The 14,241-nt window shown below is 68.5% G+C and carries 11 protein-coding genes; 10 read left to right on the top strand and 1 reads right to left on the bottom strand.

Features of this window, described 5'->3' with window-relative positions:
• Positions 1 to 33: 33 nt before the first annotated feature.
• Positions 34 to 1,332, top strand: a complete 1,299-nt coding sequence (gene clpX, locus OG538_RS24445) for an ATP-dependent Clp protease ATP-binding subunit ClpX (protein WP_406096964.1) — start codon at positions 34 to 36, stop codon at positions 1,330 to 1,332.
• Between the two features lie 74 nt (positions 1,333 to 1,406).
• Here clpX and OG538_RS24450 read toward each other — a convergent pair whose 3' ends face one another.
• Positions 1,407 to 2,405, bottom strand: coding sequence for a hypothetical protein (locus OG538_RS24450; protein WP_406100283.1), 999 nt, complete (start codon positions 2,403 to 2,405; stop codon positions 1,407 to 1,409).
• 140 nt (positions 2,406 to 2,545) lie between these two features.
• On the opposite strand from OG538_RS24450, the gene OG538_RS24455 reads away from it, so the two are divergent.
• From OG538_RS24455 to rodA, 9 genes are all read left to right on the top strand, one after another.
• Positions 2,546 to 5,167, top strand: coding sequence for a valine--tRNA ligase (locus OG538_RS24455; RefSeq protein ID WP_406096966.1), 2,622 nt, complete (start codon positions 2,546 to 2,548; stop codon positions 5,165 to 5,167).
• A 110-nt stretch (positions 5,168 to 5,277) separates the two neighbouring features.
• Entirely contained in the window at positions 5,278 to 6,801 is a 1,524-nt protein-coding gene (locus OG538_RS24460) for a bifunctional folylpolyglutamate synthase/dihydrofolate synthase (RefSeq protein WP_406096968.1), read from the top strand.
• Between the two features lie 5 nt (positions 6,802 to 6,806).
• Positions 6,807 to 7,163 carry a DUF4233 domain-containing protein gene (locus tag OG538_RS24465; protein ID WP_406096970.1) on the top strand — a complete coding sequence of 119 codons (357 nt, stop codon included), beginning with the start codon at positions 6,807 to 6,809 and terminating at the stop codon, positions 7,161 to 7,163.
• A 93-nt stretch (positions 7,164 to 7,256) separates the two neighbouring features.
• Entirely contained in the window at positions 7,257 to 7,670 is a 414-nt protein-coding gene (gene ndk, locus OG538_RS24470; RefSeq protein ID WP_406096972.1) for a nucleoside-diphosphate kinase, read from the top strand.
• Positions 7,671 to 7,960: 290 nt separating this feature from the next.
• Positions 7,961 to 8,980: a rod shape-determining protein gene (locus OG538_RS24475; RefSeq protein WP_073723157.1), complete on the top strand. Its 1,020-nt coding sequence runs from the start codon at positions 7,961 to 7,963 to the stop codon at positions 8,978 to 8,980.
• A gap of 98 nt (positions 8,981 to 9,078) precedes the next feature.
• Positions 9,079 to 10,131: a rod shape-determining protein MreC gene (gene mreC / locus OG538_RS24480; RefSeq protein ID WP_406096974.1), complete on the top strand. Its 1,053-nt coding sequence runs from the start codon at positions 9,079 to 9,081 to the stop codon at positions 10,129 to 10,131.
• A gap of 11 nt (positions 10,132 to 10,142) precedes the next feature.
• Complete coding sequence (gene mreD, locus OG538_RS24485; RefSeq protein ID WP_406096976.1) at positions 10,143 to 10,808, top strand: rod shape-determining protein MreD; 666 nt, start codon at positions 10,143 to 10,145, stop codon at positions 10,806 to 10,808.
• A 61-nt stretch (positions 10,809 to 10,869) separates the two neighbouring features.
• Positions 10,870 to 13,035, top strand: coding sequence for a penicillin-binding protein 2 (gene mrdA / locus OG538_RS24490; protein WP_406096978.1), 2,166 nt, complete (start codon positions 10,870 to 10,872; stop codon positions 13,033 to 13,035).
• Entirely contained in the window at positions 13,035 to 14,225 is a 1,191-nt protein-coding gene (gene rodA, locus OG538_RS24495; protein WP_406096980.1) for a rod shape-determining protein RodA, read from the top strand. Before mrdA ends, rodA begins: the two co-directional genes overlap by 1 nt.
• Positions 14,226 to 14,241 lie beyond the last annotated feature (16 nt).

Here is a 14,241-nt window from a genome sequence, read left to right on the forward strand (position 1 = left end):
CCAGGCGGATCCCAGGCGAAGGGGAAGCACCTCGTGGCACGCATCGGTGATGGCGGCGACCTGCTCAAGTGCTCGTTCTGCGGAAAGAGCCAGAAGCAGGTGAAGAAGCTCATCGCGGGACCCGGTGTGTACATCTGCGACGAGTGCATCGATCTCTGCAACGAGATCATCGAGGAGGAGCTCGCGGAGACCTCCGAGGTCCGGTGGGAGGAACTCCCCAAACCGCGCGAGATCTACGAGTTCCTCGAGGGTTACGTCGTCGGGCAGGAGCCCGCGAAGAAGGCCCTCTCGGTCGCTGTGTACAACCACTACAAGCGGGTCCAGGCCGGCGAGAACGGCGGCGGTTCGAGCCGCGACGACGCGATCGAACTCGCCAAGTCCAACATCCTGCTGCTGGGCCCCACGGGCTCGGGCAAGACGCTGCTCGCGCAGACACTGGCCCGCATGCTCAACGTCCCGTTCGCCATCGCCGACGCGACGGCGCTGACGGAGGCCGGCTATGTCGGCGAGGACGTCGAGAACATCCTGCTGAAGCTGATCCAGGCCGCGGACTACGACGTCAAGAAGGCCGAGACCGGGATCATCTACATCGACGAGATCGACAAGGTCGCCCGCAAGAGCGAGAACCCGTCGATCACCCGCGATGTCTCCGGCGAGGGCGTGCAGCAGGCGCTGCTGAAGATCCTGGAGGGCACCACTGCCTCCGTGCCGCCGCAGGGCGGTCGGAAGCACCCCCACCAGGAGTTCATCCAGATCGACACGACGAACGTGCTGTTCATCGTGGGCGGCGCCTTCTCCGGGCTGGAGAAGATCATCGAGTCCCGGGCCGGCGCCAAGGGCATCGGCTTCGGCGCCACGATCCGCTCCAAGCTGGAGATCCAGGCGAGCGACCAGTTCCAGGAGGTCATGCCGGAGGACCTGGTGAAGTTCGGGATGATCCCCGAGTTCATCGGCCGCCTCCCGGTCCTGACCTCGGTCCACAACCTGGACCGCGAAGCCCTGCTCCAGATCCTCATCGAGCCGCGCAACGCCCTGGTGAAGCAGTACCAGCGGCTGTTCGAACTCGACGGTGTGGAGCTGGAGTTCGAGCGCGAGGCGCTGGAGGCCATCGCCGACCAGGCGATCCTGCGCCAGACCGGCGCGCGAGGCCTGCGCGCCATCATGGAGGAGGTCCTCCAGTCGGTGATGTACGAGGTGCCGTCCCGCAAGGACGTCGCCCGGGTCGTCATCACCGCGGACGTGGTCCGCAACAACGTCAACCCGACCCTGGTCCCGCGCGAGCCGCGGACGATCGGCAAGGGCGACGAGGGGCGGCACGAGAAGTCGGCGTAGCCGCGGTTTCGTACGCAACGCGAAGGGGCGCCCCGCCGGTTCAGCCGGCGGGGCGCCCCTTCGCGTTGCGCGGGTCAGATCTTGGTGCGGGAGGTGTTGTACAGCTTCGCCGCGACCGCGGCGACATCGTCCTGCGACATGGCCTGGTTCTTCATGGCGAGACCCATGTCGACACCGGTGACGATGCCGACGGTGCTGTAGTCGGCCCAGATGCAGATGGGTGCCTCGATCGACTTCGGCCCCTTCTCGACAGTGCCGTCACCGCCTTCGATGTCGGTCTTGACGTTCTGGCACCTCATCAGCGCACCCTTGAAACCGGCCGGGGTGACGTCCTTGGGGGAGCCGACCAGTTCGGCCTTGTTTCCGTCCTCGCCCTTGGTCATGTTCAGCTTGGCCTGGTTGAACGACTTGTTGATCACGTTGGCCGGGTCGCTGACCTCACCCCAGTAGCCCTGAAGGTTGATCATCTTCAGGCTCATGTCCTGCTCGGAACCCCCCTGGTAGTTCGCACCGGCTCCGTTGGGGTTCTTGACTCCGGCGGCCTCGATCTCGCTCTTCTCAGAACCGGTCAGTGGCCCGTTGGTGGTGCCGCCGCTGCCCTTCTTGTACCCGTCCACCGAAGCCGCCGGCGTCAGCTTGTACCCCTTCGTGGAGTCCGCGACATCGCTGTTGCTGGCCCCGCCCGACGTCAGGAAGTACACGCCGCCGCCGATGACCGCCAGCGCCACGATGACGCCGCCCACGATCAGGCCGGTCTTCTTCTTCGGCGGCTGGGCCGGCGGGAAGCCCGGCTGCTGGCCGTAGACCGGCTGGCCGCCGTACGGGGGAGTGGGGGGCTGCTGGCCGTACGGGCCGGGCTGCTGGGCCTGGGGGTAGCCGTAACCCGGCTGCGGGGGCTGCTGCTGGGGCGGGACGCCCTGGGGGGCCTGCTGCTGCGGGTAGCCATAACCGGGCTGCCCCTGCGGCGGGCCCTGCGGCGGCTGACCGCCGTAGGGGCCCGGCTGCTGGCCGTACGGTCCGGGCTGGCCCTGCGGCGGCTGGCCATCGTACGGGCCCGGCTGGTTGTAGCTCATCTGCGGTGTCCCCTGTTCGTCATACTTATGCGTTGCGAACATCCTGACGGACGGTCCGAGGGCGTGGGGCACCGGGAGGGAGACCGTTACTGAACAAACCGGTTTCAGTGCACGCTTGTGACGGCCCTAAACTGTGCGGCGTGACCGAGAACGCAGCGCAGCAGCCAGCCAGCACCCCCGAACTGCCGACCCAGTACACGCCGGCCGAGGTAGAGGGGAAGCTGTACGAGCGCTGGGTAGAACGCGGTTACTTCGAGGCGGACGAGAACAGCGACAAGCCGCCGTACTCCATCGTCATCCCGCCGCCCAACGTCACCGGCTCCCTGCACCTGGGACACGCCTTCGAGCACACGCTGATCGACGCCCTCGTCCGCCGCAAGCGGATGCAGGGGTTCGAGGCGCTCTACCAGCCCGGCATGGACCACGCCGGCATCGCCACCCAGAACGTCGTCGAGCGCGAGCTCGGCAAGGAGGGCAAGTCCCGCCACGACCTGGGCCGCGAGGCCTTCGTCGAGCGCGTCTGGCAGTGGAAGGACGAGTCCGGCGGCCAGATCTCCGGCCAGATGCGCCGCCTCGGTGAGGGCGTCGCCTGGTCCCGTGAGCGCTTCACCATGGACGAGGGCCTGTCCAAGGCCGTCCAGACCGTCTTCAAGCAGATGTACGACGACGAGCTGATCTACCGCGCCGAGCGCATCATCAACTGGTGCCCGCGCTGTCTCACGGCGATCTCGGACATCGAGGTCGAGTACCAGGAGGACGACGGCGAGCTCGTCTCCATGCAGTACGGCGAGGGCGACGAGACCATCGTCGTCGCCACCACGCGCGCCGAGACGATGCTCGGTGACACCGCCGTCGCCGTCCACCCCGACGACGAGCGCTACAAGCACCTGGTCGGCAAGCAGATCAAGCTGCCGCTGACCGACCGCACCATCCCGGTCGTCGCCGACCACCACGTCGACCCCGAGTTCGGCACCGGCGCCGTCAAGGTGACCCCGGCACACGACCCGAACGACTTCGAGATCGGCAAGCGCCACGACCTGCCGTTCCTCACGGTCCTCGACGAGCGCGCCGTCATCACGGCCCCCGGCCCCTTCCAGGGGCTGGACCGCCTGGAGGCCCGCTCCGCCATCGTCGCCGCCCTGCGCGCCGAGGGCCGGATCGTGGCGGAGAAGCGGCCGTACGTCCACTCCGTCGGACACTGCTCGCGCTGCAAGACGACCATCGAGCCGCGCCTCTCCCTCCAGTGGTGGGTCAAGGTCGCCCCGCTCGCCGAGGCGGCCGGTGACGCCGTCCGCGACGGCAAGGTCAAGATCCACCCGCAGGAGATGGAGAAGCGGTACTTCGACTGGGTCGACAACCTCCACGACTGGTGCATCTCGCGCCAGCTCTGGTGGGGCCACCGCATCCCCGTCTGGTACGGCCCGAACGGCGAGGTCGTCTGCGTCGGACCGGACGACGAGGCGCCCACCGGCGAGGGCTGGACCCAGGACAGCGACGTCCTGGACACCTGGTTCTCCTCCGGCCTGTGGCCGTTCTCCACGCTCGGCTGGCCCGAACAGACCGACAGTCTCGCGAAGTTCTACCCGAACTCCGTCCTGGTCACCGGCTACGACATCCTCTTCTTCTGGGTCGCCCGGATGATGATGTTCGGCCTGTACGTCAACGACGGCGTCCCGCCGTTCGGGACCATCGTCCTGCACGGCATGGTCCGCGACGAGCACGGCAAGAAGATGTCGAAGTCCTTCGGCAACGTGGTCAACCCGCTGGACTGGATGGACAAGTACGGCTCCGACGCGCTGCGTTTCACGCTCGCGCGCGGCGCCAACCCCGGTACCGACGTCCCGATCGGTGAGGAGTGGGTCCAGGGTTCCGCCAAGTTCTCCAACAAGATCTGGAACGCCACCCGCTTCGCCCTGATGAACGGCGCGACGATCGAGGGTGAGCTGCCGTCCGCCGACGAGATGTCGGTGACCGACCGCTGGATCCTCTCCCGCCTCAACAAGACGGTCGCCGAAGTCGACGCGTACTACGACGACTACCAGTTCTCCAAGCTCAGCGAGTCGCTCCGGCACTTCGCCTGGGACGAGGTCTTCGACTGGTACGTCGAGCTGTCCAAGACCACGTTCTTCGGCGGCGGCCGTCCGGCCGAGGTCTCGGGCCGGGTCCTCGGCGAGGTCCTCGACGTGATGCTGCGACTGCTGCACCCGGTCGTCCCGTTCGTCACGGAGACCCTCTGGACCGCGCTCACCGGCCGTGAGTCGGTCGTCATCGCCGAGTGGCCGGAGGACAGCGGCTTCCGTGACGACGCGGCCGAGAAGGAGATCGAGCTCGTCCAGCAGGTCGTCACCGAGGTCCGCCGCTTCCGCAACGACCAGGGGCTCCAGCCCGGCCAGAAGGTCCCGGCCGAGCTCACCCTGACCGGCACGGCACTGGCCCCGCACGAGGCGGCCATGCGCCAGCTGCTGCGTCTGCAGCCCGCCGGGGACGGCTTCCACGCCACCGCGTCGCTGCCGGTCGCGGGCGCCACGGTCGCACTCGACCTGTCCGGCACGATCGATATCGACGCCGAGCGCAAGCGCCTCACGAAGGACCTGGAGGCCGCGCAGAAGGAGAAGGCGCAGGCCACCGGCAAGCTCGGCAACGAGGCGTTCCTGGCCAAGGCCCCGGACAACGTGGTCGACAAGATCCGCGGCCGGCTCACCAAGGCCGAGGCCGACATCGAGCGGATCTCCGGCCAGCTCGCGGCCCTGCCGCAGGCCTGACACCGCGCCGAAGCCCCCGTACGCCTCCCGCGAGGGGTACGGGGGCTTCCCCGCACCCCTCGCCGCCGGGCGCTGCGCGCGTTGTCCGTGCCGATCCGTAGACTGGCCCCGTGAGTGAGCCCCGCCCTTCCGACCGGCACGACGCGTCCGACTCCGACGAGACCTTCGCGGAGATCGTCGACGAAGCGACCCAGCGCGACCCCGACCTGGCGGTGATCGAGGCCGGGAGCCGTACGCTGCGCGCCGCCTCCGGACCGCCCCAGGGCGAAGAGGTCCCCGCCCGCCCCGCCGACCCGGAGGTGGACAAGGCGCTGCGCGCGGTGGAGCAGGAGCTCGCCGGGCGCTGGGGCGAGACCAAGCTGGAGCCGTCCGTGGCGCGCATCGCCGCGCTGATGGACCTGCTCGGTGACCCGCAGCGCGCCTACCCCTCCATCCACATCACGGGGACCAACGGCAAGACGAGCACGGCCCGCATGATCGAGGCGCTGCTGGGCGCCTTCGACCTGCGTACCGGCCGCTACACCTCGCCGCACGTCCAGTCGATCACCGAGCGGATCAGCCTGGACGGCTCCCCGATGGACCCCGAGCGGTTCATCTCCACCTACGAGGACATCAAGCCGTACGTCGAGATGGTCGACGCGCAGCAGCCCTACCGGCTCTCCTTCTTCGAGGTGCTCACCGGCATGGCGTACGCGGCCTTCGCCGACGCGCCGGTCGACGTCGCCGTCGTCGAGGTCGGCATGGGCGGCAGCTGGGACGCGACCAACGTGATCGATTCCACGGTCGCGGTCGTCACCCCCATCTCGCTGGACCACACCGACCGGCTGGGTTCCACGCCGGGCGAGATCGCGGTGGAGAAGTCCGGGATCATCAAGCAGGGCGCGACGGTCATCCTCGCCCAGCAGCCCGTCGACGCCGCCCAGGTCATGCTGAAGAAGTCCGTCGAGGTCGACGCCACCGTGGCCCGCGAGGGCATGGAGTTCGGTGTCGTCTCCCGGGAGATCGCGGTCGGCGGCCAGCTGCTGACGCTGCGCGGCCTCGGCGGCGAGTACGAGAACATCTTCCTTCCGCTGTACGGCGCCCACCAGGCGCGCAACGCGGTGGTGGCGCTCTGCGCGGTCGAGGCGTTCTTCGGCATCGGCGCCGAGCAGACCGGATCGCTCGACGCCGACATCATCCGCAGGGCCTTCGCCTCGGTGATCTCGCCGGGCCGCCTCGAAGTGGTCCGCTCCAGCCCGACCGTCGTTCTGGACGCCGCGCACAACCCGGCAGGCGCCCTGGCCACTGCCGAGGGGCTCTCCGAGGCGTTCGGCTTCTCCCGGCTGATCGGTGTGGTCGGTGCCAGTGGCGACAAGGACGTGCGGGGGCTCCTGGAAGCCTTCGAGCCGATCTTCGCCGAGGTCGTCGTCACCCAGAACTCCAGCGCACGCGCGATGGACGCCGACGAGCTCGCCGCCGTCGCCGTCGAGGTCTTCGGCAACGACCGGGTCCAGGTCGAACCCCGGCTCGACGACGCGCTGGAGGCGGCGATCACCCTCGCCGAGGAAGAGGACGAGTACGCGGGCGCCGGGGTGCTGGTGACCGGATCCGTGATCACGGTCGGCGAGGCCCGGTTGCTTCTGGGAAGGCGCTGACCGACGTGCGTACGCTCTGTGCATCGACGCTGATCGGCGAGTTCTTCGTGATCGGGTTCGCCGGGCTCGTCGCGATGAAGTCCGACGACCTGACGACCGCCACGGTCTGGACGGTCTGCGGCATCGGCATGCTGCTCTCCGTGCTGCTCTGCGGGATGATCACCCGTCCCGGCGGCATACAGCTCGGCTGGGCCCTGCAGATCGCGCTGGTCGCGAGTGGCTTCGTCGTCCCGATGATGTTCATCCTCGGCGTGGCCTTCGGCGGCCTGTGGTGGGCCTCCGTGCACTACGGCCGCAAGATCGACGCGGTGAAGGCCCGGTGGGCCGCGCAGGAGGCGGCGCAGGCGCCGGCCGGCAGCTGAGGCGCTGCCGGGCAGCCAAACCCGGCCGCCGGCCCGTCACCGTACCCCTGTAACCTCGCCTCACCGCACCCGTATGCCTGCAAGGAGCCGCACATGACCCAGCGCACCCTCGTTCTTCTCAAGCCCGACGCCGTCCGTCGCGGTCTGGTCGGCGAAATCGTCGGCCGCATCGAGCGCAAGGCCGGCTGGAAGATCACGGCGCTGGAGCTCCGCACCCTCGACCGCGCCACGCTGGAGCAGCACTACGCCGAGCACGTCGGCCGGCCGTTCTACGAGCCGCTCGTCGAGTTCATGCAGTCCGGCCCGATCGTCGCCCTGGTCGCCGAGGGCGAGCGGGTCATCGAGGGCGTACGCGCCCTGGCCGGCCCCACCGACCCGATCGCCGCCGCGCCCGGATCGATCCGTGGTGACTTCGGCTCGATCACCCGGGAGAACCTCATCCACGCCTCGGACTCCGAGGAGTCCGCAGAGCGAGAAATGAAGCTGTTCTTTCCGGGACTTTCCTGACCTTCGATCAGCCGAACAGCGCTCATGACCTGGGGCGACCGAAGTAATTCGGTCGCCCTTCGGTATAGGGTCCCCGATCGCGGGAACGCATCCCTTCGACGTAACGTCACCATGAGTGGAACGGCCACCCGTTCTGCTCAGCATGGCGAAGGACCCTCGCGCTGTGTCGGTGTTTCCGGCACTACGATGGAAGCTTCCACGCCCGCAGCGCTCATCTCGCCTACCAAAACAAGCCATCGCTTTCGCTTGGGAAGGCCCGACGCATCCTCATGGGGAACAAGGGGAACTCAATGTCGTTCATCGGCCGTGACATGGCTATCGACCTCGGGACTGCCAACACGCTGGTGTACGTCAGGGGGCGCGGCATCGTTCTGAACGAGCCGTCCGTCGTGGCCATCAACACCAACACCGGCGGCATCCTCGCGGTCGGTTCCGAGGCCAAGAAGATGATCGGCCGTACGCCGGGCAACATCGTTGCCGTACGGCCCCTGAAGGACGGCGTGATCGCCGACTTCGAGATCACGGAGCGGATGCTCCGCTACTTCATCCTGAAGATCCACAAGCGCCGCTACCTGGCCCGCCCGCGGGTCGTCGTCTGCGTGCCCTCCGGCATCACCGGGGTCGAGCGACGCGCCGTCATCGAGGCGTCGACGCAGGCCGGCGCGCGCCAGGTGCACATCATCGAGGAGCCCATGGCGGCGGCCATCGGCTCCGGCCTGCCGGTCCACGAGGCCACCGGCAACATGGTCGTCGACATCGGCGGCGGCACCACCGAGGTCGCGGTCATCTCGCTCGGCGGAATCGTCACCGCGCAGTCCATCCGGGTCGCCGGTGACGAACTGGACAACGCGATCATCCAGCACATCAAGAAGGAGTACTCCCTCCTGCTCGGTGAGCGCACCGCCGAACAGATCAAGATCACCATTGGTTCCGCGTTCGAGCTGGAGAAGGACGAGCACACCGAGATCCGGGGCCGCGACCTCGTGTCAGGGCTGCCCAAGACCGTGGTCATCTCCGCCACCGAGGTCCGCAAGGCGATCGAGGAGCCGGTCAACGCGATCGTCGACGCAGTCAAGACGACGCTGGACAAGTGCCCGCCGGAGCTGTCCGGCGACGTCATGGACCGCGGCATCGTCCTGACCGGCGGCGGCGCACTGCTGCGCGGCCTGGACGAGCGGCTGCGCCACGAGACGGGCATGCCGATCCACATCGCCGAGGACCCGCTGGACTCCGTCGCGCTCGGATCCGGCAAGTGCGTCGAGGAGTTCGAGGCGCTCCAGCAGGTGCTGGACGCCCAGCCCCGGCGGTAGGAACTCCACGAACCTCCGGGCGGACACTGCCGTTCCGCCCGGAGGATCGTTGATATACAGGCACGAACATTCCTACGAGGAAGGCACGGCCGCCGCACGTGAGGGACACACGAGAGAGCCGGCTGCTCCTGGTGCTGCTGATCGCCATCGCATTCGCACTGATCACGGTGGATATCCGCGGCGGCGAGGAGTCACCGGTGGACGGCGCCCGGCAGGCCGCCGCCACCGTCTTCGGACCGGTGGAGAACGGCGTGGCGTCAGCGGTCGATCCGGTGGGCAACGCCATAGGGGCCGTACGCGCCTCCGGCACCCGCCACGACAAGATCGCCGCGCTGGAGAAGCAGAACGCCGAACTCAAGGCGAGGCTCGGCAGTGACGACCGCAACCGCAGCCGGGTCCGCGAGCTCGACAAGATGCTCAAGAAGTCGGACGCCGGCCAGTACGGCATCAAGGCCGCCGAAGTCATCGCCATAGGAGCGGCCCAGGGCTTCTCCTGGACGGTCACCATCGACGCCGGTTCCAAGGACGGTCTCAAGCGCGACATGACCGTCCTCAACGGCGACGGTCTCGTCGGCCGCGTCACCACGGTCGGCCCGGACACCGCCACGGTGCTCCTGGCCAACGACCCCGACTTCACCGTCGGCACCCGGATGGAGTCCACCGACGAACTCGGCTTCGCCACCGGCCAGGGCTCGCGCCCGCTGTCCGTCCAGTTCCTGAACGGCAAGGCCAAGGTCAGGAAGGGCGACCGTCTCGTCACGTTCGGCTCCAGCAAGGACAAGCCCTTCGTGCCCGGTGTCCCGGTCGGCGAGGTCGTCCGGGTCGACCCGTCCGGCGGCGACCTGACCCGTACGGTCTACGTCCGGCCGTTCGTCGGCTTCACCAAGCTCGACATCGTCGGCATCGTCGTCCAGGCACCCCGCGAGGACCCGCGCGACGCCGTTCTGCCGAAGAAGCCCGTCAAGCCGGCCAAGCCGAAACCGACCCCGACCGTGACCGTCACCATCTCGCCCAACGGCGACATCGTCGACACCGGCGGCAACGTCGTCGGGAACATCCACCAGAGCGCGACCCCCACCGGCAGCCCGAACCCCGACCCGAGCGGGAACGCCACACCGAACGCCGACAACGCGGTAAACGAACAGAGGTAGAGCTGATCCCCATGCGCGTCAACCGGACTCTGCTCTCCATCGTTCTGGTCGTGATCGCCCTCGTCGTCCAGGTATCCGTACTCGCCCGGCTCCAGCTCCCCGGAGCCGTACCCGACCTGCTGCTCATGGTCGTCCTCGGACTCGCCTTCGTGTACGGGCACGTCAGCGGGGCTCTCATCGGCTTCGGCGCGGGCCTCCTCGCCGACCTGGCGCCCCCCGCCGACCACGCCGCCGGACGCTACGCCCTGGTGCTCTGCATCATCGGCTACCTCGCCGGACTGGCCAGGCCGGAGAACGGGCAGCTCAAGTCCGCCTTCGTCCCGATGGCCGTGGTCGTCGCGGCGGCGATCGGCTCGACCCTGCTCTACGCGGGCGTCGGCGCCCTCGTCGGCGACACGGCGGCCCGCCATGTGGGCCTGGGCAGCCTGCTGTTCACCGCGGCCGTCTACGACCTGCTCCTCGCACCGTTCACGGTCCCGCTGATCATGGCGATGGCCAGACGAACGGTGAACGACCCGCTGACCGAGTCCTCCTCCGGCCGCGGCGACGCCGCAGCCGGCTGGCTCGCCGCGGGCACCGGGCTGCGCATCGGCAGCCAGCGCGGCGGACTGCGCGTCAAGGCAGCCCGCAACCGTGCCGCACGCGCCGGACGGATCAAGGGAGTCAAGCGACTGTGAGGCTGCATACCTCCGGGGGCAACCCCCCCGCCCCCAGCCGAACCACCACCGGGGGCGCCCCGTGAGCAACATTCCCGAGACGGGACGGACCCAGCGGGTCCAGATCCGCCTCATCGTCATCCAGGTCCTCGTCTTCTCCCTGCTGCTCACCCTCGGCGGCCGCCTCTGGTACCTGCAGATCCGCAACGGCCAGGAGTATTCGGACGAGGCGAAGAACAACCACGTCCAGCAGGTCGTCCAGCCCGCCGCACGCGGCTCCATCCTCGACGCGCGCGGTGTGCCGCTCGCCGACAACGAGACCCGGCTCGTCGTCTCCGCCAGCCGCACCGAGCTGATGAAGATGGACGACGACGGCAAGGGCGTCCTGACCCGGCTCGCCGGCGTACTCGACATGAAGCCCAAGGACGTCCTCGACAAGGTCCGGCTCTGCGACGCGAAGACCCCGCAGCCGTGCTGGAACGGTTCGCCCTACCAGCCGATCCCGGTCACCGACGAGGCCACCACCCAGCAGGCACTCCAGATCCGCGAACGCGCGGAGGACTTCCCCGGCATCACCGCCGAACCCACCGCCGTACGCCGCTACGCAGCCCCCGGCAAGGCCAACTCCGCCCAGGTCCTCGGTTATCTCTCTCCCGTCACCGACGACGAGATCACCAAGGCCCAGGACACCGACTCGCCCTACCTCCGCTCCGACCAGGTCGGCCGCTCCGGCCTGGAGCGCACGTACGACAAGGAACTGCGCGGCAAGGCGGGCGTCACCCGCTACGAGGTCGACAACCTCGGCCGGGTCATCGGCCAGGCCAAGAACGACGAGGCGGAGGCCGGAGCCAGCGTCGTCACCTCCATCGACGCCCGCGTGCAGGCCGTCGCCGAGTACGAGCTCAACCAGGCCATGAAGAAGGCCCGCCAGGAGTTCGACACCAACACCGGCGAGAACTACAAGGCAGACTCCGGCGCCGTCGTCGTCATGGAGGCCAAGACCGGCCGTGTCGTCTCCATGGCCTCGCTGCCCAACTACGACCCCAACGCCTGGGTCGGCGGCATCTCGGGCAAGGACTACGCCAAGCTGACGGGCAAGAACTCCAACTTCCCGCTGCTGAACCGTGCCATCCAGGGCCAGGCCGCCCCCGGCTCCATCTTCAAGGTCATCTCGTCCACCGCCGCGGTCAACGCCGGATACCCGTTCGACGGCAACTACCCCTGCCCGAGCTCGTACTCCATCGGCGGCCAGACCTTCAAGAACTTCGAGTCCCAGGGCTACGGCAGCATCACGATCGGCCGCGCCCTCGAAGTCTCCTGCGACACGGTGTACTACGGCCTCGCGCACAGGGAGTGGCAGAAGGACGGCGGGAACAACCCCAAGAAGAAGCCCAACGACTGGTTCTACAGGACCGCCCACCAGTTCGGCCTCGGCAAGGAGACCGGCATCGACCTCCCCAACGAGGTCAGCGGACGCGTCCCGGACCGCGAGTGGAAGAAGAACTTCGCCAAGGCCAACCACGACGCCTGGTGCAAGCAGGGCAAGAAGGACGGCACGTACGTCGAGAAGATCGCGTACGAGAACTGCCTCGAAGGCGACAGGATGCGCGCCGGTGACTCCGTCAACTACTCGATCGGCCAGGGCGACACCCTCGTCACCCCGATCCAGATGGCCACCATCTACGCGGCCATCTCCAACGGCGGAACCCTCTACAACCCCACCGTCGGCAAGGCGATCGTCAGCGGCGACGGCAGGACCGTCCAGGAGATCGAGCCGAAGTCGCACGGCAAACTCCCCTTCACCAAGAAGACGCGCAACGAAATAGACCAAGCCCTCGCGGGTGTCGCGACCCGTGGCTCGGCCGCCTGGCGATTCGGCGGCTGGCCGCAGGACAAGATCCCGATGCACGCCAAGACGGGCACGGCCGAGGTCTACGGCAAGCAGACGACCTCCTGGTTCGCCACGTACACCAAGGACTACTCGATCGTCATGACGATCTCCCAGGGCGGTACGGGTTCCGGTGCGTCGGGACCCGCCGTCCGCAACATCTACAACGCGCTCTACGGCCTCGACGCCTCGGGCAAGCAGGACCTCAAGAAGGCCCTCCTGCCGACGCCGCAGAAGTCCCTGCCGAAGATCCAGACGGACGGCACCATCGACTCGCCGAAGATCAAGCCGTACGACCCGAACTCGCAGAAGCCGGCGGCCGAGCAGACCCTCGCCGCAGTCCTCGGGAGGCGCGACTGATGGCCGGCTTCTCCGTCCAGCGGTACGCCCCCGAGCGCTCCGCCTGGGGCAGGTTCACCGCCCGTGACTCCGTCGTGCGCCGCCTCGACTGGCCGCTGCTCGGCTCGGCGATCGCGCTCTCCTTCATCGGCTCGCTGCTTGTCTACTCCGCCACCCGCGGACGTGACTCCCTCACCCACGGCGACCCGTACTACTTCCTCTTCCGCCACGCCCTCAACACCGGCATCGGCGTCGCCCTGATGATCGGCACGATCTGGCTCGGCCACCGGACCCTGCGCGGTGCGGTGCCGATCCTGTACGGGCTGTCCGTCCTCCTCGTGCTGACGGTCCTCACCCCGCTCGGCGCCACCGTCAACGGCGCCCACGCCTGGATCATCATCGGTGGCGGCTTCTCCCTCCAGCCGTCCGAGTTCACCAAGATCACCATCATTCTCGGCATGGCGATGCTGCTCGCCGCCCGCGTCGACGCGGGCGACCAGCTGCACCCGGACCACCGCACCGTCGCCAAGGCCCTCGGCCTGGCCGCGCTCCCGATGGCGGTCGTCATGGGCATGCCGGACCTGGGCTCCGTGATGGTCATGGCCGTCATCGTGCTCGGCGTCCTGCTGGCCTCCGGCGCCTCCAACCGCTGGGTCTTCGGACTCCTCGGCGCGGGCACCGCCGGGGCCGTCGCCATCTGGCAGCTCGGACTGCTCGACGACTACCAGATCGCCCGGTTCGCCGCCTTCGCCAACCCGGCCCTCGACCCGGCCGGTGTCGGCTACAACACCAACCAGGCCCGTATCGCGATCGGCTCCGGCGGTCTCTCCGGCACCGGCCTCTTCCAGGGCACCCAGACCACCGGCCAGTTCGTCCCCGAGCAGCAGACCGACTTCGTCTTCACCGTCGCCGGTGAGGAACTCGGCTTCCTCGGCGCCGGACTGATACTGGTGCTGCTCGGCATCGTCCTGTGGCGCGCCTGCCGCATCGCCCGCGAAACGACCGAGCTCTACGGCACGATCGTCGCCGCCGGGATCATCGCCTGGTTCGCCTTCCAGGCCTTCGAGAACATCGGTATGACGCTCGGCATCATGCCGGTCGCCGGACTGCCGCTGCCGTTCGTCTCCTACGGAGGCTCCTCGATGTTCGCCGTCTGGGTGGCCATCGGACTGCTCCAGTCGATCAGGGTGCAACGGCCGATAACGGCCTGAGCCGTCGCGGGCCCAC

Origin of the sequence: Streptomyces sp. NBC_01013 (genome assembly GCF_045162765.1) — a bacterium.
Classification (GTDB): Bacteria; Actinomycetota; Actinomycetes; order Streptomycetales; family Streptomycetaceae; genus Streptomyces.